22 protein-coding genes and 1 pseudogene are annotated in these 25,802 nt (G+C 51.0%); 5 read left to right on the top strand and 18 right to left on the bottom strand.

Annotated features, from left to right (window positions below; translation table 11 throughout):
* Window positions 1–60: 60 nt before the first annotated feature.
* Both DW757_RS00535 and DW757_RS00530 read right to left on the bottom strand, forming a co-directional pair.
* The gene (locus DW757_RS00535; protein ID WP_015574258.1) at window positions 61–1,065 is read right to left on the bottom strand and encodes a LacI family DNA-binding transcriptional regulator; all 1,005 of its coding nucleotides are present in this window, start codon (window positions 1,063–1,065) and stop codon (window positions 61–63) included.
* A 78-nt stretch (window positions 1,066–1,143) separates the two neighbouring features.
* The gene (locus DW757_RS00530; RefSeq protein ID WP_118750684.1) at window positions 1,144–4,149 is read right to left on the bottom strand and encodes a glycoside hydrolase family 2 TIM barrel-domain containing protein; all 3,006 of its coding nucleotides are present in this window, start codon (window positions 4,147–4,149) and stop codon (window positions 1,144–1,146) included.
* Window positions 4,150–4,500: 351 nt separating this feature from the next.
* Here DW757_RS00530 and DW757_RS00525 point away from each other — a divergent pair, with 351 nt between their 5' ends.
* The 3 genes from DW757_RS00525 to DW757_RS00515 are packed head-to-tail and all read left to right on the top strand — an operon-like array spanning window position 4,501 to window position 7,509.
* Window positions 4,501–5,793, top strand: a complete 1,293-nt coding sequence (locus DW757_RS00525; RefSeq protein ID WP_118750683.1) for a sugar ABC transporter substrate-binding protein — start codon at window positions 4,501–4,503, stop codon at window positions 5,791–5,793.
* A 35-nt stretch (window positions 5,794–5,828) separates the two neighbouring features.
* On the top strand, window positions 5,829–6,692 hold the full coding sequence (locus DW757_RS00520; protein ID WP_015574261.1) for a sugar ABC transporter permease: 864 nt from the start codon (window positions 5,829–5,831) through the stop codon (window positions 6,690–6,692).
* A gap of 1 nt (window position 6,693) precedes the next feature.
* Window positions 6,694–7,509 (top strand): carbohydrate ABC transporter permease, encoded by an 816-nt coding sequence (locus DW757_RS00515; protein ID WP_015544365.1) that lies wholly within the window; start codon window positions 6,694–6,696, stop codon window positions 7,507–7,509.
* Between the two features lie 266 nt (window positions 7,510–7,775).
* Here DW757_RS00515 and DW757_RS00510 read toward each other — a convergent pair whose 3' ends face one another.
* Both DW757_RS00510 and DW757_RS00505 read right to left on the bottom strand, forming a co-directional pair.
* Complete coding sequence (locus tag DW757_RS00510; protein ID WP_118750682.1) at window positions 7,776–8,792, bottom strand: M20/M25/M40 family metallo-hydrolase; 1,017 nt, start codon at window positions 8,790–8,792, stop codon at window positions 7,776–7,778.
* Window positions 8,793–9,017: 225 nt separating this feature from the next.
* Window positions 9,018–9,359: a helix-turn-helix domain-containing protein gene (locus tag DW757_RS00505; protein WP_015574263.1), complete on the bottom strand. Its 342-nt coding sequence runs from the start codon at window positions 9,357–9,359 to the stop codon at window positions 9,018–9,020.
* Between the two features lie 144 nt (window positions 9,360–9,503).
* On the opposite strand from DW757_RS00505, the pseudogene DW757_RS00500 reads away from it, so the two are divergent.
* Window positions 9,504–9,785: pseudogene (locus DW757_RS00500) on the top strand (pyridoxamine 5'-phosphate oxidase family protein); the annotation flags it as partial.
* A gap of 28 nt (window positions 9,786–9,813) precedes the next feature.
* Here the strand turns inward: DW757_RS00500 and DW757_RS00495 are convergent.
* Entirely contained in the window at window positions 9,814–10,860 is a 1,047-nt protein-coding gene (locus DW757_RS00495; protein WP_182433221.1) for a S66 peptidase family protein, read from the bottom strand.
* A 288-nt stretch (window positions 10,861–11,148) separates the two neighbouring features.
* Here DW757_RS00495 and DW757_RS00490 point away from each other — a divergent pair, with 288 nt between their 5' ends.
* On the top strand, window positions 11,149–12,255 hold the full coding sequence (locus DW757_RS00490) for a DUF362 domain-containing protein (RefSeq protein ID WP_015574266.1): 1,107 nt from the start codon (window positions 11,149–11,151) through the stop codon (window positions 12,253–12,255).
* Between the two features lie 101 nt (window positions 12,256–12,356).
* On the opposite strand, the gene DW757_RS00485 is transcribed toward DW757_RS00490, so the two are convergent.
* The 13 genes from DW757_RS00485 to DW757_RS00425 form a co-directional block, all read right to left on the bottom strand.
* On the bottom strand, window positions 12,357–13,316 hold the full coding sequence (locus tag DW757_RS00485) for a nucleoside hydrolase (RefSeq protein ID WP_227910028.1): 960 nt from the start codon (window positions 13,314–13,316) through the stop codon (window positions 12,357–12,359).
* Window positions 13,294–14,319, bottom strand: a complete 1,026-nt coding sequence (locus DW757_RS00480; RefSeq protein WP_118750679.1) for an ABC transporter ATP-binding protein — start codon at window positions 14,317–14,319, stop codon at window positions 13,294–13,296. The genes DW757_RS00485 and DW757_RS00480 overlap by 23 nt, the downstream gene beginning before the upstream one ends.
* Window positions 14,312–15,169 carry an ABC transporter permease subunit gene (locus DW757_RS00475; RefSeq protein WP_118750678.1) on the bottom strand — a complete coding sequence of 286 codons (858 nt, stop codon included), beginning with the start codon at window positions 15,167–15,169 and terminating at the stop codon, window positions 14,312–14,314. Before DW757_RS00475 ends, DW757_RS00480 begins: the two co-directional genes overlap by 8 nt.
* Window positions 15,162–16,100: an ABC transporter permease subunit gene (locus tag DW757_RS00470; protein ID WP_118750677.1), complete on the bottom strand. Its 939-nt coding sequence runs from the start codon at window positions 16,098–16,100 to the stop codon at window positions 15,162–15,164. Before DW757_RS00470 ends, DW757_RS00475 begins: the two co-directional genes overlap by 8 nt.
* Window positions 16,100–17,410, bottom strand: a complete 1,311-nt coding sequence (locus tag DW757_RS00465) for an ABC transporter substrate-binding protein (protein ID WP_118750676.1) — start codon at window positions 17,408–17,410, stop codon at window positions 16,100–16,102. Before DW757_RS00465 ends, DW757_RS00470 begins: the two co-directional genes overlap by 1 nt.
* A 15-nt stretch (window positions 17,411–17,425) precedes the next feature.
* Window positions 17,426–18,343, bottom strand: coding sequence for a rhodanese-like domain-containing protein (locus DW757_RS00460; protein WP_118750675.1), 918 nt, complete (start codon window positions 18,341–18,343; stop codon window positions 17,426–17,428).
* A gap of 118 nt (window positions 18,344–18,461) precedes the next feature.
* Window positions 18,462–19,964, bottom strand: coding sequence for a rhodanese-like domain-containing protein (locus DW757_RS00455; RefSeq protein WP_118750674.1), 1,503 nt, complete (start codon window positions 19,962–19,964; stop codon window positions 18,462–18,464).
* Between the two features lie 6 nt (window positions 19,965–19,970).
* Entirely contained in the window at window positions 19,971–20,561 is a 591-nt protein-coding gene (locus DW757_RS00450; RefSeq protein WP_118750673.1) for a hypothetical protein, read from the bottom strand.
* 4 nt (window positions 20,562–20,565) lie between these two features.
* Window positions 20,566–21,711, bottom strand: coding sequence for an aminoglycoside phosphotransferase family protein (locus DW757_RS00445; RefSeq protein WP_243033244.1), 1,146 nt, complete (start codon window positions 21,709–21,711; stop codon window positions 20,566–20,568).
* A 165-nt stretch (window positions 21,712–21,876) separates the two neighbouring features.
* Window positions 21,877–23,211: a TIGR04283 family arsenosugar biosynthesis glycosyltransferase gene (locus DW757_RS00440; protein ID WP_118750672.1), complete on the bottom strand. Its 1,335-nt coding sequence runs from the start codon at window positions 23,209–23,211 to the stop codon at window positions 21,877–21,879.
* Complete coding sequence (locus tag DW757_RS00435) at window positions 23,208–23,909, bottom strand: TVP38/TMEM64 family protein (RefSeq protein WP_118750671.1); 702 nt, start codon at window positions 23,907–23,909, stop codon at window positions 23,208–23,210. Before DW757_RS00435 ends, DW757_RS00440 begins: the two co-directional genes overlap by 4 nt.
* Window positions 23,909–24,895, bottom strand: a complete 987-nt coding sequence (locus DW757_RS00430) for a (Fe-S)-binding protein (protein ID WP_118750670.1) — start codon at window positions 24,893–24,895, stop codon at window positions 23,909–23,911. Before DW757_RS00430 ends, DW757_RS00435 begins: the two co-directional genes overlap by 1 nt.
* 17 nt (window positions 24,896–24,912) lie before the next feature.
* The gene (locus DW757_RS00425; RefSeq protein WP_118750669.1) at window positions 24,913–25,602 is read right to left on the bottom strand and encodes a VTT domain-containing protein; all 690 of its coding nucleotides are present in this window, start codon (window positions 25,600–25,602) and stop codon (window positions 24,913–24,915) included.
* Between the last annotated feature and the right edge of the window lie 200 nt (window positions 25,603–25,802).

Here is a 25,802-nt window from a genome sequence, read left to right as displayed (position 1 = left end):
AAAATGTTCTGCCTGCAGCCCGGGATGATTTCGTTTTTTCGTTATAACAACGAATCCGTTTTACTTTTCTTCGCCGTCAAGGCAGCGCACGCTCTCCCGGATCATCAGTTTAGCCGGCAGCGTGATCTGCATGGGCAGCTCGCGTTTGGTAAAAATCCGGTCGCTCAGCAGATCTACTGCCCTCTCCCCCATAAAATCCATGTACAGACGCATGGTTGTGAGAGGCGGAACCATATATTTGGCTGTCGGAATGTCATTAAATCCCACCACACTGTAGTCCTCCGGACAGCGCTTTCCAGCCTGGCTGATGGCGTTCAGGCAGCCGATGGCCAGAGAATCATTTGCCACGAAAACGGCAGTGGGCGGATCCGGAAGCGCCATCAGCTCATTCATGAAGTGATTGCCCATTCTGGATGTGAAGGTGCCAATCCGCTCATATTCCGGTCGGTAGACTCCCTTCTCTTCCATAAAGAGACGGTATTCCAGGGTTCTTTTGTCGGGGTTTTCCTCCAGCCCTGTGCCTTCCGTATCATTGCCGCCGATAAAGCCGATCTTTCTGTGACCGCAGTCCCAGAGATAATTCAGAATCCTTCTGGACTCCCTTCGAAGCTCAAAGGCGATGGAATCATACTTCGTATCGTCCGGATTGCTGTCCACGAAGACGGTGGGGAGACCCAGAGCGTCGATCCGCCGGATCTCCTCCTCCTCAAAAGTTCCCAGACAGAGCACTCCGTCAAATCCTGTCTGGCGGAACTCATCCCCTCTCGATATGCTGGTAAGCCTGTAGCCCAGCTTTGCCGCCCGGCGCTCTATGGCGATGCGCACGGAGATGTAGTAGGGATCTTCCACCTCCCCCTCCAGCGAGTAGTAGTTAATCAGAAGGAGGGACAGTTTTTTCTTGCGCTTTTTCTGATTTTTGCTTCTGTACTCCAGCTCCTCAGCCATCTCAAATATTCTCTTTTTTGTCGCCGCATTGACGCTCAGCGTTTCATCGTAATTCAGCACTCTTGAGACTGTGCTGATGGAAACCTGCGCCTTCTCTGCTATATCCCTGATTGTTGCCATATGTAATTCTTCTCTTCCTTAAGATGTTTTATTTCCTGCTGCCTGCAGGCATATCCCGAACCGGAGTACAGCTTTCTTCTAACAGTGTCTGACGAATGCCAGTCCCTCAGCCTCCTGCTTTGCAGCGGCCTGGATTGAGAATCCCATGGAGAAATCCTCAATTCCTGTCTTGCAGCTGTCTGTCTGCTCCTGCCCGCAGGAATTGCTTCCCAGGCCGGAGTGTCTGTAATCAAGATTGATAATCACCGCATCCTCTTTCCTGATCTCACAGGGATGAGCTGCATTTCTCAGAGCCTCCGTGGAGTAATCGTGCACATTGATGCCAAAACTCTCACGGGCCTTAATGAGAATTCCGCTCTCGTTTCCTGACAGGGCAAGCCATCTGACATCCTCCCGGTGTCCGTTCTCCTGAGGTTTCACATAATTTGTGTGCATTCCCTCTACTGTCGTCCTGTAGACACCCATCACGGCCGCCTGTCTGGAATCACAGTAATTTTCTCCCGGGCCCATTCCATACCAGGAAACCGTGTCAAATGCCCGGTTTACCGCAAGCTCTACGCCGATGCGCGGCAGGAATTCCGGCTCGAACTCCGGATTGCGGATCGCCTTGCCGTTCAGGCTCACATCCATGCTTCCGTCTCCGTACACTGTGTAGACGTAAGCAAGTCTGAAGCCCCAGGCCTGGTTGTAGCAGCCGAAATATTTCTGAATGTAGATCTCGGCCTTTCCTTCCAGCTCCCTGACGGTCATATACTCTAACTCCTCCATACCTCTGGAGATAAAGTATTTATTCTTCCAGTCATCCACTTTGTACATATCGTTGTCAATGTCAGCCCGATCTACGGTGAGAGAGGGACCTTTCACTAAGAGCTCCTCTCCTCCCCGCTTCATGGAAGTGAGGCTGCCGTGAACTTTATCAAACACAAACTCCGTTCCGCTGCACTCTGCCGTAACTGCTGTATCAGTCTGTGCTATGCGGACAGCCCCTGCCATCCTTGGCGTGCATACCGTCCTCTTCTCAGGCAGTGCAAACTGGTACAGACCCAGCTCATGGCCTGCAGGCGCATAGGAGGTAGCCTCCTTTTCCTTTACGCAGATATTTAAATAATAATCTCTGTTGTCTTTCAGGTCAAGGCTGGTGTGAGGAATCGTCACGATTTCTTCTTTTCCCGGCTCTGTGCTAAGCCCGTCAACTGTAAACTGGGCCAGAGTATCTGTTCCGTCTGTCACGGTGCAGTCCAGGCGGATTCCCTCCAGGGTCTTAAAGTCATAGTAGTTTTTCACTGCATAGAGATCCCCGGAATCTCCCAGTTTTTTAATGGATACCGGGCAGATTACCTGCTTGTACTCCACAAGTCCCGGAGACGGCGTGCGGTCAGGCATCAGAAGGCCGTCGATGCAGAAGTTTCCGTTGGTCGGGAAGTCGCCGTAATTTCCGCCGTATTTATAGGTGACGGTTCCGTTTTCATCCACCGTTTTAATTCCATGGTCGTACCACTCCCAGATAAAGCCTCCCTGGAGTCTGTCATAGGTGCGGTAGAGTTCCTGATAGTCGGCAAGACATCCCGGGCCATTTCCCATGGCGTGGCTGTACTCGCAGTGGACGTGGGGGCGGTTGTGCTTGATCTTCGTCTCGCCAATCTCCTTCAATCCCTTGAGCCTTGTGTACATGGTAGAGTAGACATCTGTGATCTCCGCCTCAAAATCGCCCTCATAGTGGATCAGACGTGAGGAATCCATGGCGCGGATCGCCTCAGCTTCCTTCTTAAAGTTCACTCCAAAATAGGACTCATTTCCCAGAGACCACATGATAATGGACGGATGGTTGTAGTCCCTGGCCACCATGCGCACAGCTCTGTCCACATAGGCTGTTTCCCACTCAGGATTGTCGGTGATCATGTCGTATACATGAGCCCACTCAAAACCATGGCATTCCAGATCCGCCTCATCAATCACATACAGTCCGTACTCGTCGCAGTAGTCGTAGATCGCCTCGATGGACGGATAGTGGGAAAACCGCACTGCGTTGATATTGTTCTGTTTCATCAGGATAATGTCCTGTCTCATCACCTCAGGATCCACCGTTCTTCCGCCCTCCGGCGAATAGTCGTGATGGTTGACTCCATTGATGAGGATTGCCTTTCCATTGACTGTGAACACATTTCCCTTTACCTCAATCCGTCTGAAGCCTGTGCGGATGCTGACTCTGTGCTCCTGCTGTCCGTCTTTGAGAGAGAGATTCAGGGTATAGAGGTAAGGCGTTTCCGCTGTCCATGTATGTACGTTCTCAAGCTCAGCTGAAATCTTAACCTGGCCTGCGGCGGGCACGCTGCCGGCTGCTGCCTCATTGCCCTCCCGGTCAGTCAGACTCCATACAAGAGTACCTGATTCACTGGAAAGGCGGACGTCTGCTTCCAGACAGCCCTTAGTGTAAGTGTCGTCCAGATCTGCGTGAACGCGGCAGTCCTCAATTCTGTGTACCGGCACATTGAGCAGCGATACATTCCGGTAGATTCCGCTGAACCACCACATGTCCTGATCCTCCAGATACGTTCCGTCGGACCACTTGTACACGCGCACTGCCACATGGTTCTCTCCCTCCTTAATATAGGAAGAGATGTTAAACTCTGCCGGAAGGCGCGATACCTTGCTGTAGCCTACATGGGCTCCGTTCACCCAGACATCATAGGCGCTGTCCACTCCCTCGAAGCGCAGAATGGTTTCGTTCTCCATCCACTCCGTGGGGATCTCAAAGTTTCTTTTGTAGATTCCCGTCGGGTTTTCTGTCGGAACATAGGGCGGATTCAGAGGGAAGAGGTAAAGCACGTCCGTGTAGTGCATGTGGTCGTATCCCTTTAACTGCCAGCAGGACGGAACTTCAATCGAATCCCAGTCCGCTGTATCGTAATCCCCTCTCTCAAACCCCTGAGGGCTGTACTCCGGCGCGGTCAGATATTTGAACGCCCAGTTTCCATTTAAGGAAACGCGCTCAGCGGAGTCAGTAAAGAAAGAAGTACGGGCCTTAAGGCGCCCGATCCCTATCAGCGTCTGATCCTCCCACCTTTTCTTTGCTCTCATCTGCATAACATTCATACCTCCTGTTTCAGCCAGTTTTCATCACCGTTCGGTGCGTATCTGTGTTCTGCCGCCATAGAGTTTCGATCACCGGAAATGGTAATTTTTACTAAATGGCATGTTTTTTGCTTGTCAATTATGTTACTTTTTTAAGTTAATTATATAGTTGTTTTTAGTAAAAGTCAAACATTTTACTCATTATTTTTACCATATTTTTTTATTAAACCTATTGACTTTTTATATAATAAGGCTTATTATTTACTTACTTTTAGTGATTTTATATAAATCACATTCGATGAATCATCTTTGAGTTTTCAATGATGGTAATTATCTATTAGTAAAACTTAGGAGGTAGCACGTATGAAAAAAATGAAACTGATTGCATCTGCAACAGCGCTTTCCATGATCGCAGCTCTTTCTCTCACAGGCTGCGGAGGCGGAGGCAGCAGCCAGGAAGCTGAAAGCGACAACACCATCACCGTATGGGCATGGGACGTAGCCTTAAAGCAGCTTCAGGCTTCTGCTGAGAAATTCCAGGAAACGCATCCGGACGTTGAGTTCCAGTTTGAGGAGATGGGTACTGACCAGATTTATACCAAGCTGGCTACTACCCTCTCCACAGGAAAGGGACTGGCTGATGTAATTCTTATCGAGGGAGAGCAGGTCAGCGGCTATGCCAACAAGTACCCGGAAGGCTTTGCCGATATGAGCGACATTGTAAATCCTGATGACTTCCTTCCTGTAAAGATCGGAGAGGTTTCCGCCAACGGAAAGATTGTAGGCTTCCCATGGGATGCAGGCCCAGTAGCTCTTTTCTACAGAAGAGACTATTTCGAGCAGGCCGGAGTTAACGCAGAGGATATCAAAACCTGGGACGACTTCATCGAGGCCGGCAAGAAAGTAACCGAAACCTGCAAGACACCTTCCGGAGAGCCAGTAAAGATGCTTCCAATCGCACCGAATGGATCCAACTTCTGGAAGCTCCTCATGGTAGAGAACGGAGCCGGCTTCTTTGATGCCGAGGGCAACACAGCTGTAAATTCTTCAGAGGCTGTAGAGTGCATGGAGATGGCTAAGAAAATCTACGACGCAGGCATCGCTTTAAACTACACAGACTGGTCTGAGTACGAGGGCGTTGTTGTAAATGAAAGCGTTGCTACAATTCCAGAGGCTGTATGGATGATCGGAACCATCAAGGACAAGGGACCGGATCAGTCCGGCAAGTGGGGCGTTATCGACCTTCCTGCATTCCCGGGCAAAGAGCCGGCTGGTTCCACAAACGGCGGTTCTGATATTGTAATTCCTGCTGCATCACCGAACGTAGATGTTGCCAAGGAGTTCGTTCAGTTCGCTCTGACAGACACACAGCTTCAGGTTGACGGATTCGTTAACTACGGTTTATTCCCATCCTACATCCCTGTATACGAGGATCCGACCTTCAGCGAGCCGGATGAGTTCTTCGGCGGCCAGAAGATTTATGAGACCTTCATCGAATTAGGAAAGACTGTTCCGACTGTAAACTATACCGAGAACTATAATGAGGCTCTTCAGGCAGGCGGTTCTGCATGCGCCAAGGTTTATCTTGAGGGAGAGGATCCGGCACAGGCACTTGATGAACTGCAGAAGGATCTGGTTTCCAAATTTGGGAAATAAGCTTTGACCTCTAAGTAGCAAGATGGGAGGCTGAAATGAAAACACGCAAAAAAACCAAGCTTTTCCCTTACGGGATGCTTTTGCCCACCATTATAATTTTCGGACTTTTCATGATTTACCCGATTATCTACTCTTTCTACCTGAGTTTTATGGAATTTTCGGGCGGTACATATACGTTTATCGGTCTTGGAAACTATATTGAACTTTTTAATGATCCGGTCTTTTACAAGGCTCTGTTCAATACCTTTTTCTACCTGATTATTCAGGTTCCGGTCATGATAAGTCTTGCACTTCTGCTCGCTGTTCTCATCGAGCAGAAGTTCATCCGGGGAAGAGGATTTTTCCGGATGGCCACCTTCCTTCCGACAATTACGTCTCTGGTGGCTTATGCCCTTGTATTTAAAGTGCTTTTTAATACAGATCACGGTCTGATTAACTATGTGATCGAGCTCTTCGGCGGAGAGAAGGTTCAGTGGATCTATTCCGCCTGGCCTGCAAGGGCTTCCATCATTATCTCCATCACCTGGAGATGGGTTGGCTACAACATGATTATCCTCCTGGCAGGAATTCAGGCGATTCCTACTGAGATGTATGAATCTGCCTCTCTGGATGGTGCCAACTTCTGGCAGCAGCTTCGCTACATTACCATCCCTGCCATTAAGCCGATTATCCTGTTTACCACCATTACTTCCACTATCGGTACGCTGCAGCTCTTCGATGAGCCGTACATCCTGACTCAGGGAGGTCCAAACTACGCCACCATTACCTTGGGCGAATATCTCTACGACAACGGCTTTACATTCTTAAAGTTCGGTTTCGCATCCGCTCTCGGATATGTCATGGTAATTATTATCGGACTTCTGTCATGGATCCAGTTCAGAATGAATAAGGAGGATTGACATGATTAAAAAGATAGGAATATATCTGTTTTTAATATTGGCAGCCTTCCTTTCCCTGTTTCCGTTCTACTTCATGTTTGTCAGCGGAACGAATACAAATCAGGACATTCTGGCTGCACCGCCGAGACTGCTGCCGGGCTCCATGCTGGCAGAGAACTTCTCTGTTCTGATTGAGAAGATGGATATTTTCAGAGTTGCATTTAACACGCTGTTTATCTCAATCGTGTTCACTGTGCTGGCTCTCATGCTCTACTCTGCTGCCGGCTATGTGCTTGCCAAGTTTGATTTCAAAGGAAAAGGCCTGATTTTCGGTTTTATCATGGTTTCCATGATGATCCCGCCTCAGGTTATGTATGTTCCTTTATTCCAGCTCTTTGTGGCTACCAATATGACAAATACCTACGTAGCTGTTATCCTGCCTGCTCTGGCCAATGCCTTCGGTATTTTCCTGATGCGGCAGAACATGATGAACTTCCCCACCGCCCTGGTGGAGGCAGCCAGAATCGACGGCTACAGTGAATTCGGCATCTTCTGCCGGATCGTGCTTCCAAACGTGAAGCCGGCTTTAAGCGCCCTGGTTATCTATATGTTCACAAGCATGTGGAATAACTTCATGTGGCCTTTAATCGTACTCGAGACAAAAGATATGTACAACTTCCCGGTTGCTCTGGCAGTTCTTGACGGAAACCCGACCAACAAGGATTTCGCAGTCATCCTGCTTGCAACTGCCATCGCTACCCTGCCGATCCTGATTATCTTCATGGTATTCCAGAAACAGTTCGTAGCAGGCGTTATGGGCGGAGCTGTCAAAGAATAAGGGTTTAAGAAAAAGACAGGATATTTTGTTCCAGAAAAGTCACAAAATATCCCGTCTTTTTCTTTTGGAGGAGTACGGAGTACAAGGGCGGACAGATGCCGGGCTACTCTCTTGGGCGGAAATCTTTTCTCTTTACAGCCCTCCTACCCCCTCCCCCCAGAAAAAAAGAAATTTTATTGTAACTTCACTACTCCTTACCCCAGAAAAAAAGAGAAGTTTTATTGTGACTTCGCTGGAACAATAAAACTTCTCTTTTTTTCCCCCCACTACATTTCTTCCAGAAGACCGGCTATCAGGCTGATGCAGCCTTCCACATCCTTCTCATCTGCAATCTCAGACGGAGAATGCATGTAGCGCAGAGGGATGGACACCAGAAGTGTCGGGGTGCCGCCGTTTTCAAAGTGGATTTTATCGGCGTCTGTATAGCTTAAACGGCTGGCTACCTCGTACTGAACAGGGATTCCTCTCCTGTCTGCTATCTCCTGAGCCCTGCGGTTAAGAGACTCCGGAACGATCGGGCTGTGGCACAGCACCGGACCTGCGCCGAGCCTTACCGCTCCGGCATCCTTTTCTGTATATCCAAAGGGATAATCCGTACAGTAGGTAACATCCACCACAATGGCCAGATCCGGCTTCACCCTTCCCGCAGTAAAGTAGGCGCCGTTTTTCGTCGTCTCCTCTCCCGCTGTGGCAGCGCAGTAGAGCCCGTTTTTAGCACCTGCTGCCTTAGCCCGCTTGAAGGCTTCCATGATGATGAATACGCCCAGGCGGTCATCCAGCGCACGGCCTGCAAATCTGCCCCCAGAGAGCTTTTCAAAGCCAGCGTCAAAGGTAACGGTATCGCCGGGCCTTACAAGCTCCAGAGCCTCTTTTTTAGAACTGGCTCCTATGTCGATGGCCAGATCTGTCACCTCCAGCTTTTCCTTTCTGCACAGCTCCCTTGCTCCGTTTACAACGCCTTTCACAATGCCTTTCTCTGTGTGAATCTGGACTCTGTGTCCCGGATAAGTCTGTGGAATCACTCCTCCCCTGTCAATCGCATATAAGTACCCATTCTCATCCGCTGTCGTGATTACAAGGCCAATCTCATCCAGATGGGCTGTCACGAGAATTTTTTTCTCGGCCTGCCGGTTGAGCACTGCGATCGTGTCATCGAGAATGTCTGTGATCACCTCGTCTGCACAGCCCTCCATCTCCCTCTTTACCGCCTGGCTACCCAGACTGATGGCGCCAGAAACAGTCACGGCATCCAGAAGTTCTTTTAAAAATGCTTCGTTTTCCATTTCTCCTCCTCCTGATTTCTGTCATCAGCAGATCTCTTTTGTCTGTCAGCGTTTTTCTGATCTGCTCTCCCGTTTTCTTTCATTATCACAGCCGGACAGCAGATTCTGCCTATCTGATCTTATCTGACCCTTTCGGGAATGTCAATAGACAGCCCAGCATTTCCCCGGATTTCTGCCTGCAAAAGAGACAGGCGAAACGGAAGCTGAAACAGCTCTTACTGCGCCTTACTGTGCCTCTGAACCTTTGCTTTTCGCCTGATATCCTTCTCCCCATATCCACATGGCATCCAGAATCGGTTTCAGGCTGCGGCCCAGCTCAGTCAGGCTGTACTCCACCCGCGGCGGAACTTCTGCATAGACGCGGCGGCTCACCAGGCCTTTTTCCTCCATATCCCTCAGCTGTGCAGTCAGAACTTTCTGGGATACGCTGCCAATGGATCTTTTCAATTCTCCGAACCGCTTTGTTCCGGGCATTAAATCCCGCAGAATGAGAACCTTCCATTTATCTCCGATTAACATGAGCGTCGTTTCTACCGGACAGTCCGGCAGCTCCTTTGCTGCCTGCATGTTACCACTTCCCTTCAATAGTTTCTTTCTGGTAACTACAGCACAAAAAAGTGCTTACTTTATGAAAGAGACTTACGAATTTATTATAATCATGCAGGTTGAAAATTGCAATCTCAAAAACACGAACCACAGGAGGTATTCATTATGAATGAAGTTGTAACATTTCTGCAGGAAAATCCCGTACAGTATCTTGCCACCGTCGGCCGTGACGGAAAGGCCAAATGCCGCCCCTTTATGTTTTTAGGAGAGCTGGACGGAAAGCTCTGGTTCTGTACGAACAGCACCAAAGACGTCTACAAGGATATGCAGGCCAATCCAAATATTGAAGTTTCCGTTTCCAGCCCCTCTTACGCCTGGATTCGTCTGAACGGCGAAGCCGTATTTGAAGACAGCATGGCTGCCAAAGAGATGTGCATTCAGAATCCCAGGGAATATCACCTGTAATCTGAATTTTTCAGTTTCCCTCAGAGCCGCCCTTCCCAAAAGTAATTTTCTGACTTCCTGCATCCACGACCGCATCCACTCCAAAGGGGATGATGCAGCGGGGAAGGGCGTGGCCTGCATTGACATTGTACACCACCGGAAGAAGCGGATTGTCTATACATTCAACCAGAATCCGCTTATACGCTTCATAATATGTCTCGTCCATGGGTTTTCCGACTATCACTCCGCTCACTGCCCCGAACACTCCGGTATCCTTTAATGCAGTAACTGCTCTCTGATACTTCTCCGGCGCCATCTTTTCCTCGCTTGTCTCCAGAAACAGAATTTTTCCCTTCCACTCACTGGCTGCCGGAAACAGACCGTACCGTGTGCAGAGCTTTGGCGAATCTGCATACCTCCCCCCGTCGAACATGTCAAATATGGTATCGAGACATCCGCCGAGAATTTTTCCTGAAAAAACAGCGTTTCCCTGCAGCAGCTCAAATCCTCTGTCGGGATGCTGTTTTAATCGGACTCCTGTCTGTTCCTCCCCAAAATCTGTTCTGCTCTCATACCACACCCTGCTGGGCCTGATCTCCTTGATTTGCCCCGTTTCAATCAGCTCTTCAAAGTACTGTCTGGTATAGGGGAGCATCTCGGGCTCCAGCTCACAGACATCCGTGAGAAAAGACTGGCCGTAAAAGGTTTTAAGCCCCACTTTGTTCAGCATAAAGTGATTCATAGTGGAATCTGAAAAACCGAGAAAGATCTTATCCCCGACTGCCCTCTTCAGCTCATCATGCTCAAACAGATAAGGGAGGAGCCTGTAGGTGTCATCGCCCCCTATGGCGCACAGAATCATATCGATCGCCGGATCGCGAAACGCCGCAAGCAGATCCTCGGCCCGCTTTTCCGGATGTTCCCTGATATAATCAATTCCTTTTTTTGCATGTTCCATAAACCGGACTTCCAGCCCGTATTGTTCCAGCCGCCTGATTCCAAGCCTCAGCTCATGTCTGACAAAAGCCTCCCCGAGCATTCCGCTGGACAGGCTGACAATTCCAACTGTTTTCACCATCCCGCTCGCCTCCCTGTGTTCCATTTTTCAGGAAATTATATCATCCCTGTCCGAAAACCGCAAATAATTTCCCCTTCCGTCTGTCCCGGAGTTTTAATTTATGGTATAATGGCGAGGAAGGCGCATGCCATGCTTGCATGAGCATGCATTTGACGAGCAGCTCCATCGAGACGCTAGTCGAGATGGTATAATAGCCGCAGAGCGGTTATTATACCTGCGCCGAGCCGCTGGCGGCAAATTTCCTGCCTCTGTCCATACAGACACGGCAGACCAGATAAGGAGGAACCCATGACACCGTCAAATGTCTATTTTACCACATTCAGAACCACATTCCACGAAAACCTGCTCCAGAAGCTGGAGCGCCTTGTAAAAAAGGCCGGCATGCTGGATCAGATCGATTTCAGCAACAAGTACGCTGCCATTAAAATCCATTTCGGTGAGCCCGGAAATCTGGCCTATCTTCGCCCGAACTATTCCAGAGTTCTCGTCGATCTGATTAAGAAAAATGGCGGAAAGCCCTTCCTGACAGACTGCAATACCCTCTATGTGGGCGGCCGCAAGAATGCGCTGGATCATCTGGATTCCGCCTATATGAACGGCTACAATCCATTTGCCACCGGCTGCCACGTCCTGATCGCAGACGGACTCAAGGGAACTGATGACGTTCTCGTTCCAGTTGACGGGGAGTATGTAAAAGAAGCCAAGATCGGCCGCGCCATTATGGATGCCGATATCTTCATCTCTCTGAACCATTTTAAAGGCCATGAGTCAACAGGGTTCGGAGGAGCTCTCAAAAATATCGGAATGGGCTGCGGCTCCCGGGCCGGAAAAATGGAGATGCACAACGCCACAAGTCCCTTCATCCTTCAGGATCAGTGTATTGGCTGCCATGCCTGCGAGAGGGACTGCGCCCACGGCGCCATCTCCTTCCCGGAAAAGAAGGCTTTCATCGACGAGAGCAAGTGCGTTGGCTGCGGCCGCTGCATCGGCGTCTGTCCGGTAGACGCAGTAGCAAACCACTGTGATGAGTCCAATGATATTCTGAACAAAAAAATCGCCGAGTACACGCTGGCCGTGCTCAAGGGACGCCCCCACTTCCACGTCAGCCTTGTAGTGGACGTATCTCCATACTGCGACTGCCACGCAGAAAATGACGTGCCCATCGTGCCGAATGTGGGCATGTTCGCATCCTTCGATCCGGTTGCCCTGGATATGGCCTGTGCAGATGCAGTCAACAGGCAGCCGGTTATGGCGGGAAGCGTGCTGAGCGAGAGGGAACACTGCCACCACGATCACTTTACAGACGTGCACCCTGAAACCAACTGGATGGTGGCATTAGAGCATGCCGAAAAGCTCGGAATCGGTACAAGAGAGTACAATCTCATTACTATCTGATAACGGTCCGGCAAAAACAGCGGAGTGCCGCGGACATAAAACAGAGACAAAGACGGAGAAAATCAATCTTTCTCTGCAGCACACGGAATGGCCGGTTCCGGCTATTCCGTGTGCCCGGCATTCCCCGCCGGCATTCTCACCTGCTTCCAGGCTCTGTATATCTCATTCTTAAAGGCCCTCTCCTCCCGGATAGCCGGAAGATTTAACAGGCACTTCTTTTTTCTCTCCCTTTTATCTTCCTCTGCCCTGCTTTTGCAGTCCCCGGTGTTTTCTTCTGTTTCCATTCCTTCCCTTCTTAAATATCCGGTTTTCAAATCCCCGGCTGAAAGGCAGAATGTTTCCCGGCTGTCCTCAAACAGTTCCGGGCGCATCAGGTAGACAGCCGCCGTCACGTCCCAGTTGTAAAATCCCTGTATCCCGTAGTCTTCCTCATTATACTGAAACCAGTAATCCGTCTTTTTTCTGATGTATTCTGCCGCGCCCTCTGTCTCCAGAAACAGATTGTCCCGGTAATCCTCTTTTGTAAACAACACCTTCAGACAGTTATTTCCGGTTATGACAGACACCCGCTTCCCTTCCGTCAGAACGAGAAAGGCAGCCTGGGGGTCGCAGGAAAAGTTCAGCTCATCCATTTTCTTTTTCTCAAACAGAAGAGGCTCTGTGATCCCTCCCATCAGCACAATCTCTCCCGCCTTTTCAAAAAATCCGGGATCCCGCTTCCACGCTCCCATCAAATTTGTAAGGGAGCCGGTTGCAAGAACTGATACCTCCCCCGGATAGCGGTTCACCGTCTCGGCCAGGAAATCGGCAGCCTCACTGCCGCTGCAGCCGGCTGTCTCTGCCCCCCTCCTGACCGGAATTCCGGTCAGACCAGTCTCTCTCACCACGGTTCCTATTGTGTCCCATACCACATCCATCCTGCTGTTTCCGTAGGAAGCTGTAATTCCAAGCAGCTCTGCCTCCGGACATCCCAGCAGATAGAGAAGAGCCAGGCCGTCGTCCACATCACATCCTTCAACTCCCATGGTACAGTCACAGTCAAATACAATACGCTTCTTCAATTTCTATCCCTGCCCTGCTTCCTTTTTTTAAACCGAGCCGCTCAAACTCCCGGCTCATCATCTGACTGCGGATCTCCCCCTGAGGCGTGTCAAGGAGAATTTCCGCCGTCTCTCCCATAAAAATAATCTCGCGAATAAGGAAATCCCCCTGCCCTGTCAGCTTAATTGAGAAGGGCCGGACCATTGCCTCGCACTCCCCTTCCCTGCCGGAAGCAGACAAAGGGGCCTTTAAAAAGCCGCAGTCAAAGATTCCTCCCTGCGCAGTTCCCCTCAGATAATTTGCCCGTCCGAAGTATTCTGCCGCTTCCCGGGACGCCGGGCGCCAGAAAAGCTCTTCAGGGGTACCACACTGAAGGACACTCCCTTCTTTCATCAGCACGATTCTGTCTGACATCTGGAGAGCCTCCCTGCTGTCATGGGTAACGAGGATGGTCGTAATTTTCCTTTCCCGGTGGATCCTTCTGACCAGGCTTCCCATCTCGGCTCTCAGCCTCTCGTCCAGACCGGAAAAGGGTTCGTCCAGAAGAAGAATGGACGGCTCCGCTGCCAGCGCCCGCGCCAGAGCTACCCGCTGCATCTGCCCGCCGGAAAGTTCCCTGATCTTTCTCCTCCCATACCCGGTAAGCTGCACCTCATCTAACAGCCTCTCAGTCTCCTTCTTCCGCTGTTCTCTCGAAAGGCCGCGAAGCTCCATGGGAAAGGCGATGTTTTTCTCCACCGTCATGTGTGGAAACAGTCTTAAATCCTGAAATACAATTACTGTTCCCCGCTTTTCAGGGGAGACAGTGAGAAGGGATCTTCCGTCCAGCCGTATTTCCCCTGACTCAACCTCGATAAGACCGGCGATGCTCTTTAAAAGCGTACTTTTCCCGCAGCCGGACTCGCCCAGCAGAGAAACAAAGGCGCCCCTCTCCGCCCTCAGGCTGAGTCCGCGGAGAATTTCCTCTCCCTGAAGGCTGACCCTGAGCTGTTCCACCGACAGCCCGCTGTCTTCTCTATTCATAAAAACCTCCCTCCATGTCTCCTGACATCCGTCTGGCAATCCGCTCAAACAGCCCGAACACGAGAAGCGTCACTGCCAGAAACAGCGCGCTGTAGATGGCGGCCATATTCCGCTCCCCGCTCTGCAGATAGGGGACCATGACAACTGAAAAAGTCCTGACCTGACCGCCTCCAATCAGCAGTGTGAGAAAATACTGGCTGAAGGAAACAATGTAAGCCATGCCGGCTGCAGACAGGATCACCGGGGCCATAACCGGCAGAGAGATCCGCCGGAATGCCTGCCAGGGCGATGCCCCGAGAGTCCGCGCCTGCTCTTCCAGGGAACGCCCTGCGGCCTTTGTCCCCTCTGCAATCAGACGCACTGCATAGGGCAGGGAACAGATCAGATGGGAGATGGCCACCCCTGCAGCAGTATTGTTCAGTCCCATTCGGATGAACAGGAGCTGAACACCCATGGCGAACACCGTAGACGGTACCATAAACGGCAGAACTGTCAGAAAGCTCACCAGAGCCTTGCCGCGAAAGCTGTAAAACACAAGGGCTCTGGCCGTCATAGTCCCTATGACAGCTGACAGAAAGGCCACTGATGCCGACAGGAGGACACTGGAGAGCATGAGACGCCCCAGCTCTCCTCCGCGTCCAAAGACCTCCCTCACAGACCGAAGAGAAAATACCTGAGGAGCCAGGTCAGGCCAGGCCCACCGCTCTGCAAAAATCCAGACAGGAAGCGTCAGAGCCGGAATCAGTATCACTGCCATTAGAACTGCAGTCAGGCTGTTCGTGACAATTCCCGGCCTCTTTTTCATCTGTGTTTTATCCATCTGCATTTTATTTATCTGGGCTTTATCCATCTGCTCCTCCCCCCTCTCCCTTTTTGCCTGAACGGCCTCTCCCGCCTGAAGTCCTTCTCTTTTCCCCCGAGAGCTTCAGCCTTCGCATCTGCCCGTTCATCAGTGCATAATACAGAGCTGCGCTCAACAGTGAGATAACGATAATAATCCCGTTCAGCGCCATGGCATAGGGGCGGTTTCTCAGATCCGGGTGAAGATACTGCTGATAGGCCAGTACAGGCAGAGCCCTGGGCTTTGTGGCTCCAAGCAGCATAGGCAGCTCATAGGCTCCCAGAGCGAACACAAAGATAATCAGAAATCCGCTCAGGATCGTATTCCTGCACAGCGGAAGGGTAATTTTGAAAAAGGCAGTCCAGGGCGCCGCTCCCAGGTTGACGGCAGCCTCTCCAAGACTCCTGTTGATATTTGCCATCAGTGAGATAACAAAATAGATCATAAACGGGAGCTCCTTCCACAGATATCCCAGAATAATGCCTGCTCCGTTCTGGTCATAGATCAGGGCGGGAAACTGCTGCTGGTTTTCTATCCACCCGAAACTGTATAAGATGCGGGCCGCAATGCCGTTTTTCGACAGAAGGCTTATGAGAAACAGCGCCGTCACTGCATGGGGGACAATGATGGGAAGCTCTATCACCCTCATGGAAAATCCTCTGGTTTTCCCTCCCATCACGCAGAGCCCGCAGAAAAACACGCCTCCTGCAGTTGCAAGAAGCGCAGAAAGCCCGGCAGTTTTCAGGCTGAAGAGGACAGACTCCATCAGATCCGGCCTCAGAAAGATCTCCCGGTAATACCGAAGTGTCGGCTCCGTCAACCCAAAAGCTGGAATCACCCCAAAACTCTGGGTGATTCCAGCTATCAGGCCTGCCACAAACAGTATGGCAAGCAGGATCTGCGGAGCCAGCAATAAATATGGTGCCAGCTTGTTTTTCATTACTTTCCTACTACTTCCTCCATCCAGATTTCCTCAATAATGGGAACCAGCTGCGCCGGCATTTCCGGAAGCCGCCTTGACAAGAGCTCATCCTGGGGAATGATCCCCTCTCCCAGCTCTGCCCCGTCAAAGGCAGCCCTCTGCTCCTCTGACAGCTTTTCGTAATCCAGAACCGGAATCACCCTCAGCGTTTCATAGCGATCCGCCTGTATTTCAGGAGAAAGCATCTCGTTAATGGCGACCATGGCCCCGGCCTTATTGCCGGAATTGGCGGCAATGGCCATAAAGTTTGTGTTTCCGATGGTTCCCCCGTCAAACAGAAAGCTCTTTGTCGTCTCTGTGTAGGTGCCGTCCTCAATTTTCAGCGCTGTGCTGTAGGCGTCATAGGTCATGCTCAGGACAACCTCCCCATCGGCAAACATGTTGTCGAGGGTGGTAGAGGAGTCGGGGAAGGTCTGACCCTGATTCCACAGCCAGGGATTCAGCTCCCTCAAATATTCCATCGCCGGCCTGACAGCCTCCCGCACCGTTTCCTTATCTGCCTCCATGGTTAGAAAAGGTTCATAGCCGCAGATTTCATAGATGATGTTTCTGACGAACACGCTGCCCGTAAAGTCGGGAAGGGCCGGATACGTCACCATGCCGGGATATTTCTGGACAAATTCTTTAAACTCCTTGGCATTCCCCGGCAAATCAGGGGTTACCGCCGTGTCGGCAATCAGCACCATCTGCGCTTTCCCGTAGGGGGCTTCATATCCTTCCACAGGGTAAGCAAAATCAAGGGTCACATCCTCGGATGTTTCGTCCACATATTCGCAGAAATTAGGCAGTCTGTCCGCAAAGGGGCCGTACAGCAGATTGTTTTCCCTTGCTGACTGGAAGTTTTCTCCGTTAATCCAGATCATGTCAATGCTTCCGTTTTCCCCGCCTGCCTGGATTTCTCCGGCAAGCTGGCTCAGCACCTGATCAATGTCCATGGGGACACGCTCCATGGTGATGTCGTATTTCTCCTTCATCACAGGGGCAAAGGAATGGTCCAGCCAGTCGTTGAGTTTTTCATCTCCGCCCCATCCATAAAAGGTGACGGTTGTACCTCTGGCAGCCTCCTTCATTTCTTCAAAGCTCATGTCCTCAGGAGCCGGAAGGCTCTCTTCCCCCGGCGCTTTTACTGCTGCCTCTGCGCCTGCTTCACCGCTTTTTGCAGGCTCTGTTTTTCCTGTCCCTGAACAGCCCGTAAGCGCCAGAAGTCCCAGGGCGGCAGTCAGAATCCATCCTGCAGCAGTCTTTTTCATTTCCGTTGTTTTTTTCATTTCCGCTGTCTCATCTTATTCTGTCACAAAGGCTGCCTGTACATCGGCATCCTTCGCGCCATTTTCGATAATAAACAGATTATTTGTGTCAAAACCTGCATCCTTCATGACAGAGACAGCTGTCTTGGCGCAGTTATTTCCGCTGTAGCAGAGCAGATAAACTGGTTTTTCCTTGTTCATCTCATTTACTGCCAGCTCATACATCTCTGTCTGAGCCTTGGAATCCTCGATCTCCTTTAATCCAACCTGAAGGGAGCCCTCCAGATGTCCTTTTGCATAGGTATCATCATCGCGGACGTCGAGAATCTGAATATCAGAATTTCCCACAGCCTCCACTGCTTCCTTTCCTGTCACATACTGCCAGTCGATGCTTTCCTCTGTGCGGTTTGTGGTAAGCGCGTCCTTCTCCTTAGCCAGAGCCTTAGCACCTCCCTCTACCGTATAGATCAGAGAAGCGTCAATTCCTGCATCCTCCAGAACTCCTGTGGCTTTCTGAGCGCCCCTCTGTCCGCTGTTGCAGATAATATAAATCTCTTTTCCGTCAGACAGATTCTCCTTGGCATAGGCTGTCATATTCTCAGCAAGGGATTCATCCTCAAGCGGGAAAATCGGGCACCATTCGGAGCCTGCCACTCTGCCTTCCACATAATTTCCCCATTCCCTGACATCAAGAACATGGGTTTCTCCCGTCTTTGCAGCCTCCACTGCATCAGCCGGAGCGACAAACTGGTATTCGCTGCCCTCTGCTGTCTTTTCCTCTCCTGCCGCCTCTGACTGTGCTTCGCTCTCCGGTGCCTGGGAAGCCTCTGTCTGGGCCGCTGTTTCCGCCGCGGAGGCTGCCTGCGTACTCTGGGCATCCTTAGAGCCGCAGCCTGTGGCCAGCATTGCTGCCGCTGCAGACGCGAATAAAACTGCTGTTAATTTCTTTCTCATGATACAGTTCCTCCTGAATTTTATCCTCATTGATTATACGGGCTATCCGTTTCACCTTCAAGCCCGTCCCTATTGAAATATCTGATATAGCTATAGACCGTTTCAATAGGTATTTCTTTTACTCCGCAATAAAGAACTCCTGAGGCTCCTGCTCCGGCGCATCCTCCGGAAGGCCCTTCTCCTTTACAGGGCTTCCAGGTCTTTTATGCCACTCGTACCAGCCTCCATCATACATATGGATATCCTCCCAGCCCATTGCGCAGGCATAAAAATACGTCTCACTTGCACGCCAGCCTGTTCCGCAGTGGAATACCACCGTCTTATCCGGCGTAATTCCCCAGCGCTCCCATCTGTCTTCCATCATCTCGTAATTAAACATCGTATTGTCCACATTGCGGAAGTCTTCCATGCTGTACGGATCAGAACCGGCATAGCCAAATCTGGAGCCTGCAATGTCGCCTGCCTCTCCGATATAGGTGTAGCCGCTTATATTTCCCAGATATTCCTCCCAGCTTCTGATAGAAGCGATAACTGAATTTTCATCATTCACTGCCTGAAGCTCCTCCTCATAATCGAAGATGATATCAGGGTTAGCCGGAACCTCTGTGCCGAAATCTGCCTGTTCCGGCTGATGTGCCTCAGTATCCCAAGCCCGGCCTTCCAGGGCCCAGAGCGTCTTTCCTCCATTTAACAGGCGCACATCCTCCACTCCTGCGTATTTCATAAGCAATCCGGCTCTTGCAGCAGCTGTCGTCGCTGCCGTTGTTCCGTAGAGCACGACTGTGGTATCTTTTGTGATTCCCAGTCCCTCGAGGATGTTCTGAAGATCCTCGTCAGAGGGGCGGTTCCAGAACTTGAGCTGCTCCTCCATGGGAATTACCTCATAATCGGCAAGAGCTCTCGGGCCGGGAATATGATTGATCTCATCTGCATTCACGTTAATTGCTCCCGGGATATGGCCCTTGTCATACTCTCCCTCCTCACTGGCCAGCGATACCTCTACAATCTGGAAGTCTCCTCCGTCAAAGGTTTCCGGCGTTTTTCCGTCTGCCAGATCCTGCACCCACTGGGGATGTACGTACATCTCATAATGCTCCAGGCTCTCTGTTTCGCCTCCGGCCTCCACATAAGCCTCATATCCGCCCTCCAGGACAGACAGATTCTCAAAACCGATTTCCCTGTACTTTTGGACAGTCTCCTCAGATACAGCAGAATTGCTGTACAGAACCGTCTCTTTTGCCGGATCCAGTCCGCGGCGCTCCAGCTCCCTGTCCATAGTTGTCCCTATAGCGGAATCCTTCTTCAGATCAATGGAAAGCCATGATTCAGGGAAGTCCACAGCACCCTTGATATGTCCTCCGGGCCCTTCTTCTGTCGTCCAGCCGATATACTGTTCCTCTGAACGGATGTCAATAATCTGAGCCTCCGTATCTGCCAGCTCCTCAGCTGTAACCGTTCCTGTCTCTGCCTGGGCCTCTTCTTCTCCCAAGGCCCTCTGTGTCTCCTCCTGGGCCTCTTTCGTCTCCTGCGCCTGTGTCTGGGAATCCGGCGCCGGAGCAGAGCATGCTGCCGTCACAAGTGCCGAAGCTGCTGCTGCCATCAATACTCTCCACTTTCTCATCGTTTCCTAGCTCCTTTCCTCTTTCCTTGTGTTCTTTTTTTCAATTAAGTAATCTATGAGCAATTTTAACAGGTATCCCGTTAAAATTCCCGTCGCGTACAAAAGAAGGGTGTCTGTCCATCCTGTCCTCAGATAATTCTCATAGCTTCCCGCCATATATTCGCCGAGGCTGAGTCCTCCCAGAAACTGCCTGTTAAACTCGTAATAGAGCAGAAAGGAAAGGGGCTTAAGCAGAAAAGTCCCTCCCAGAACGGTCAGCAGGTACCGGACAATGTGGAATCTTTTTCCGTGCCATAGGATGCCCACTGCCGCCGCTTCCGCCATCTGAAATAAAAGTACATAGGGAATCACGCCGCTTCCCATACCGATGTTGTTGAGCACAGCGCTGGCTGCCGCTGCGTAGCATGCACCTCCCACCGGCCCAAGCCCCATACTCACTAAAACCACCGCAACATTATTGGCATAGATCAGCTTTCCCACAGATGCCACCATCGGCAAAATCGCTGTAACTGCCGTAATCACTGACGCAGCCATCACAAACACGGCCGCCCGCATAAAGCGGATTCTGTCTCTCTGTTTTGTTGTATTCTTTTCCATGTCCTTACCTCGCTGCCTGTACCAGACGCTCAATCTGTTCCAGAAAGCCATCGTCCAGATACGCCTCCAGTTTTTTTGCCGTAGTTTCATTTACAATGGCCTTTCCCGGCTGTCTGTACTGTACCCAGGCCATTGCGCACCAGGAAATGCCGCGAAGACAGGTCACCGGAATGTACACCCTCGTCCTCTCCCGGATTCCCTCTGTGTCGAACCGCCCGTTTACCCGGCGGATATACCCGGATACAAAGTCTTCCATCTCCCGGCTGTCCAGGATCACATCCGTCTTCCAGAAGGTGGTGGTAGGCGCCAGAAAATGTCCCAGATCCTGGGCCGGATCGCCGTACAGAGGCTTTTCCCAGTCAATCAGATACGTCTCTTCTCCATCTTCCCCCACAAGGAAGTTTGTCGAATTCAGCTCTGTGTTAATACAGCACCGGACAGGCGGTTCTCCCAAAGCGTCAGCGCTCTTCCATCCCAAATCCAGAAGCCTTCTTATCTTCTTCTTTTTATCCTCCGGGGCCAGCGAAGATTCCATGAAAATCCGGGCCATCTCCTCACATTCGTCAAGAATGGCCCTGAGAGGCTGTTTCGGCGCAATCAGCCCATGGTCAGCCGGGATGGCTGTGCTGTGAACATCTGCCAGGCATTCAGCTGCCTGCAGCAGATGTCTTCTGTAATCCAGCGCTTTGCCCGGAAGATATTCCATCACCATCACTCCGTTTGGGAGAACACTCCGGCTTGCGTCTGCATAGAGAGGCTTTGGCGTACGCCCCGAGGAGCTTAAAAGCTCAAGAGCATGGGCCTCATATTCTATCTGGCGCTCCAGATGCATCTGACTTCCAAAGTTAATGCGGAATACCAGACGTTTTCCCGTAACCGGATGGATAAACCAATAGTTTTTATTGTACTCTCCCTGAGCTAAAGGCCTGTACCGCTCCGTCACCTCCCCAGGAAGTCCCAGAGCGTTCCGATAGTTCGCCCTCTTTACATAGGCAGACAGCTGAGGAGCCAGTGCCTCCTGCAAAGGCCACAGAGGTTCCCCGCAAGGCGGCCTGTACTGTTCCTCTGCCCCAGTTTCCTTTGGTTTCTTTTCTTTTTCCTGTTCTTCTTTCGTCTCTTCCACTGTCGTTTCTTCTAATCTCTTCATCATCTGATTCTTCTGCTGTTTTCCTGCTGTTCTCTTGCTGTTTTTTCGCTGTTCTTCTGCTGTCTTTGGTTGTTTTTCTCTGCTGTCTTTGGTTGTTTTTTTCTGCTGTCTTTGGTTGTTTTTTTCTGCTGTCTTTGGTTGTTTTTTTCTGCTGCCCCCGTTTTTTTCTTACCTCACATCCCGGTACAGCCTGGCTATTTCCTCTATGGGCACCTGCTCCCGGTACATTTTTCGCAGACGGTTCATGCTCCACATCACGCGCAGTTTCGGAATCGTTCCCTTGGGAAATCTTCTGTCAGAGGTGTAAATTCGTTTTCCTGCCATCCCCAGGCGGACTCCCTTTTCCTTTAAGGTCAGAGAAAACTGATAGTCTTCCATAATCGGGATCTCCGGGAACATTCCCACCTCAAAAAACAGATCTCTGTCTACAAATATTCCCTGATCCCCGAACATCACCTTTCTGTCCTTTACCCGGTGATTGGAGATCACGCGGCAGGTAAACATGAAAAAATTCCTGGAATGAAAGGCAATGCCGAAGCATCCTGCCCGGTAATCCCTCATTACCCGCCGTATCTCCTCCAACGGCTTTTCAGGAAGCTCGCTGTCGCAGTGAAGGAAAAACAAAATATCTCCGCTGCTCTTTTTCGCCCCCTCATTCATCTGGGCGGCCCGCCCTTTTTTGGAGCAAAGCACAGTAAATTCCGGCCAGATCATCTCTGCAGTACCGTCTGTGCTCCCACCGTCTACAAAAAGGATTTCACAGCTGTTCCTATACGGCCACAGCTCCTTCTGCAGGCTTTCTATGGTCTTTCTCTCATTGTAGACAGGAACGATAACAGAAATTTTGCTGATCTTTGCAAGATAACGCCCTGTCACACTTTTTTTCAGCCTTTCCTCTCTGCGCATTCTCTCCCTGAAGCCCCGCAAATCATCAGGAGTATCCATGTCGTGCAGCGTTTCCGTGAACCCTGTGCTCAGCCCTGCTCTCCTTATCTCTCTCAGTGTTTCCTCAAGTACCCTGCCGTGGCCGTACTCTCCAAGCCCAAACGCCTCCCTGTGAGGTTTTTTCATCCCCACCAGATAATATCCCCCGTCGGCCGTCCTGCCGAATACAAGATCCTTTTCCTGAAGAGTCCAGAATGCCTTTCTTATACATCTCTCCCCGATCTCCGGCACATCTGTGCCAATCAGTACAGCCGCCTGTACTCCTCTCTCAAACACATCCTCAAAGGCGTGAAGCATCCTCTCCCCTAGGGTTTTTCCGCGCTGTGCAAGATACTCCTTCTTCTTACCCATCAGTTTCTGAAGCCTCAGGGCCTCCCCATCCTCCGGCGCATAGCTCACAAAGATTTCCGCATTTCCAGACTCGCACACCCTGACAATATCTCTGAGAAAGCAGGAGTGGAGCATGGCACACTGTTCCGGTGTCAGATGAGGCATCATCCGGGTCTTCGTCTTCCCCCGCACTGGGATTCTCGTGAAAATAATAATTGCCTGTCTCATGCCTGTTCCCTTTTCTGCCTGTCCGTATAGATATTGCGGGCCAGCACAATCAGAGCTGACAGGGCAAACAGAATGAACAGCCCTGTGACAAACAGCTTTGCCCCTCCGGTCAGCATTCCCCCTACATAGGAATAGACAAGAGTCGCCGGAAGCTGCCCGATTCCGGTGGCAATAAAAAACGCTCCGAAAGACATGGAGGTAAGCCCCGCTGCATAGCTCACAATGTCAAAGGACATAAAAGGCAGCAGGCGGCAGATGAGAACGGTATTTTTTCCATATTTCTCAAAAAAAGTGTCAATCTGCCTGAGGCCTGTCCGGCTTGTCAGCCTTTCAGCCGCGTCTCTGCCAAGTACCCTGGAAATGACAAAGCAGACGGCCGCTCCCGCCATGGCACTCGTCCAGGAGAGAATAGCTCCCCGCCACCATCCGAAGAGACTGGCATTTGCAAAGGTCAGCAGAAAGGCCGGAAGAGGCGCTGCCACAGACTGAAAAACCATCAGCAGAAAGGATATAAGCGCCGCATATCCCCCGTAGGATGCAACAAACTCCCTGACTGCTGTAAAATCCCCGCTGGCAAACATAAAGAGCACCTCATTCACCCCCTGCTTCACAGAAGGGATCAGAGCCCAGGCTCCAATTATGGCCGCAATTACGGCCAGCAGCAAAATTCGTTTTATCCAGTTGCGTCTCTTTTTCATCACACGTCCTCTTTCCAGTACTTAAATTTCATCCTGTTTGCCAGAGAATGGGCGGTATCTGCCCTCTCTCCGGTTCCGAGTATTTTTACCAGGATATGTTCTGTGTCCCCGTATCCCTTTCTGATCAGGCTTCCCGCGCAGGAGGCACAGTAGACAGCCAGGTGTTTCCCCTCTCCCAGTTTCCCTGCCATCCTGTCTGAAAGTTCCCTTTCTCGGCCGGATGCGCCGCCTCCCAGGCCGCAGCACTGCCCCTGCCCGCAGGAGGCCGGAGGCTTGTCCAGGAAATGGGAAATCTGTCTCAGAAGCTCCCTGTCAGCTCTGTCCGGGCACGGCAGAAAGACAGAAAGCTCTTCCTCTATCTGCCGCCCGAGCCCCAGCTCTCTCAGCTTTTCATAGATCCCTGTCACCTTCACATGGAGACGGCCCTTTAAAAAGTGGAAGCAGTTGGGACAGAGCGTGACGATTTCCTGAATCTTGCTGTCCCTGAACCTGGTATCCAGTTCCCGCAGAATCCGTTCCTCCTCTGCCACAAGCCCCAGCTCCGCCAGAGGCTTTCCGCAGCAGTCAAATACCGTTCCCATTCCGGCCTCCCTTCTGAGAAGTCCTGCGAGATATTTCGTAGTCTGTGGATAGAAGGACGGGAAATTGCATCCGGGAAACAGTACGCTTCCCTCCGTCTGATTCCTGTAATTCTTAAAGAGATACCTCTTTTTTTCAAACAGCAGAAGCCCGGTACCCTTCTCCCTCAGCTTTCCCCCCTGCTGTTCTACCCGCTCTCTGCGCATATCCAGGACAATCTTTCTCCCGTCAATTCCCAGGGGACAGATCTCCGAGCATTTTCCACACAGAAAGCAGCTGTAGGCAAGCTCTCTCAGCCTCTCTGTATCTCCGATATCTATGTTGTATTTTCTCAAAAATTCGCACCTGTCCCTGCACAGATGGCAGTGGATGCAGGCGTCTGCGCCTATTGTTTCCTGCTGCTTCATGGGCCGTATCTCCTGTCCTATCCTGCTGTCTCTTCCCGATTTTCTCCGTCCACATATCGTTTTTTCAGATAAAAGCCTGCCGCAGCTGCGAAAGCCGCCAGTCCGGCCGCTATCCCCAGGCAGAGCGCCCTGTTTTTTCCATTTGCCAGTCCGGCTGCTCCCACTGTGTACATTGCCGTTCCGGGAAGCATGAACAGAAAGGAACCGACCGTATAGGGCACAAAGCCCATGTCTGTGACTCCATAGGCAAAATTCTGAAGATTGTATGGAAAAACCGGGATCAGCCGCGTGATCATCAGGACAAACATCTGATTTCGTCCATTTTCGTCAAACAGCCACTTTTTCAGATACCTGTTCTTCACAGCCAGAGGCCGGATACTGTCCCTCAGGAAAAAACGTCCCGCCAGAAAGGCAGCGCAGGCGCCTGCCGTGGCGGCTGTTACACAGAGGGCAGTTCCCAGAACCGGACCGAACAGAAAACCTGCCAGAACCGCAAAGGTAACTCCCGGCAGAGCCAGAAACAGACTGCCGAAAACTGTGAACAGAAGATAGAGCCCTGACGCCAGAAGCAGGTTCTCTTCCACCGCTTTTTCAAGAATCGCTGCCGCCTTCTGGCTCTGAATCAGCTCTGCCCCTCCTGACAGCCGCCCTATAATCAGAGCCGCCCCTATGCAGACAGCAAAAATCCATATCTTTTTTCTGTTCATTGCATTTAAACCTCTAATTTTCATGCCATTTGCAGGATGAGTCCTGCTGCCTTTTCGTTCTGTCTGTCACGGTTTCTCTGCTTTCTTTATTCCTGTCTGCTGCATCGTGTTTTATTCTCGCTTTCTTATATGTACAGATGCACTGTTTTCTTCCGCATCACTATATAACTATATTTCGGATTCCGTCCAAAAGCAAATTC

It is taken from the genome of Clostridium sp. AM29-11AC (genome assembly GCF_003480545.1).
Classification (GTDB): domain Bacteria; phylum Bacillota; class Clostridia; order Lachnospirales; family Lachnospiraceae; genus Otoolea; species Otoolea saccharolyticum_A.
Note: the sequence above shows the minus strand (reverse complement) of the source record. Positions and strands in the feature narration are given on the sequence as shown.

What these genes read in the sequence shown, in the direction of transcription:
- DW757_RS00535 (WP_015574258.1), bottom strand. Translation starts at nt 1,065, where the DNA reads ATGGCAACAATCAGGGATATAGCAGAGAAGGCGCAGGTTTCCATCAGC.
- DW757_RS00530 (WP_118750684.1), bottom strand. Translation starts at nt 4,149, where the DNA reads ATGCAGATGAGAGCAAAGAAAAGGTGGGAGGATCAGACGCTGATAGGG.
- DW757_RS00525 (WP_118750683.1), top strand. Translation starts at nt 4,501, where the DNA reads ATGAAAAAAATGAAACTGATTGCATCTGCAACAGCGCTTTCCATGATC.
- DW757_RS00520 (WP_015574261.1), top strand. Translation starts at nt 5,829, where the DNA reads ATGAAAACACGCAAAAAAACCAAGCTTTTCCCTTACGGGATGCTTTTG.
- DW757_RS00515 (WP_015544365.1), top strand. Translation starts at nt 6,694, where the DNA reads ATGATTAAAAAGATAGGAATATATCTGTTTTTAATATTGGCAGCCTTC.
- DW757_RS00510 (WP_118750682.1), bottom strand. Translation starts at nt 8,792, where the DNA reads ATGGAAAACGAAGCATTTTTAAAAGAACTTCTGGATGCCGTGACTGTT.
- DW757_RS00505 (WP_015574263.1), bottom strand. Translation starts at nt 9,359, where the DNA reads ATGCAGGCAGCAAAGGAGCTGCCGGACTGTCCGGTAGAAACGACGCTC.
- DW757_RS00495 (WP_182433221.1), bottom strand. Translation starts at nt 10,860, where the DNA reads ATGGTGAAAACAGTTGGAATTGTCAGCCTGTCCAGCGGAATGCTCGGG.
- DW757_RS00490 (WP_015574266.1), top strand. Translation starts at nt 11,149, where the DNA reads ATGACACCGTCAAATGTCTATTTTACCACATTCAGAACCACATTCCAC.
- DW757_RS00480 (WP_118750679.1), bottom strand. Translation starts at nt 14,319, where the DNA reads ATGAATAGAGAAGACAGCGGGCTGTCGGTGGAACAGCTCAGGGTCAGC.
- DW757_RS00475 (WP_118750678.1), bottom strand. Translation starts at nt 15,169, where the DNA reads ATGGATAAAGCCCAGATAAATAAAATGCAGATGGATAAAACACAGATG.
- DW757_RS00470 (WP_118750677.1), bottom strand. Translation starts at nt 16,100, where the DNA reads ATGAAAAACAAGCTGGCACCATATTTATTGCTGGCTCCGCAGATCCTG.
- DW757_RS00465 (WP_118750676.1), bottom strand. Translation starts at nt 17,410, where the DNA reads ATGAAAAAAACAACGGAAATGAAAAAGACTGCTGCAGGATGGATTCTG.
- DW757_RS00460 (WP_118750675.1), bottom strand. Translation starts at nt 18,343, where the DNA reads ATGAGAAAGAAATTAACAGCAGTTTTATTCGCGTCTGCAGCGGCAGCA.
- DW757_RS00455 (WP_118750674.1), bottom strand. Translation starts at nt 19,964, where the DNA reads ATGAGAAAGTGGAGAGTATTGATGGCAGCAGCAGCTTCGGCACTTGTG.
- DW757_RS00450 (WP_118750673.1), bottom strand. Translation starts at nt 20,561, where the DNA reads ATGGAAAAGAATACAACAAAACAGAGAGACAGAATCCGCTTTATGCGG.
- DW757_RS00445 (WP_243033244.1), bottom strand. Translation starts at nt 21,711, where the DNA reads ATGATGAAGAGATTAGAAGAAACGACAGTGGAAGAGACGAAAGAAGAA.
- DW757_RS00440 (WP_118750672.1), bottom strand. Translation starts at nt 23,211, where the DNA reads ATGAGACAGGCAATTATTATTTTCACGAGAATCCCAGTGCGGGGGAAG.
- DW757_RS00435 (WP_118750671.1), bottom strand. Translation starts at nt 23,909, where the DNA reads ATGAAAAAGAGACGCAACTGGATAAAACGAATTTTGCTGCTGGCCGTA.
- DW757_RS00430 (WP_118750670.1), bottom strand. Translation starts at nt 24,895, where the DNA reads ATGAAGCAGCAGGAAACAATAGGCGCAGACGCCTGCATCCACTGCCAT.
- DW757_RS00425 (WP_118750669.1), bottom strand. Translation starts at nt 25,602, where the DNA reads ATGAACAGAAAAAAGATATGGATTTTTGCTGTCTGCATAGGGGCGGCT.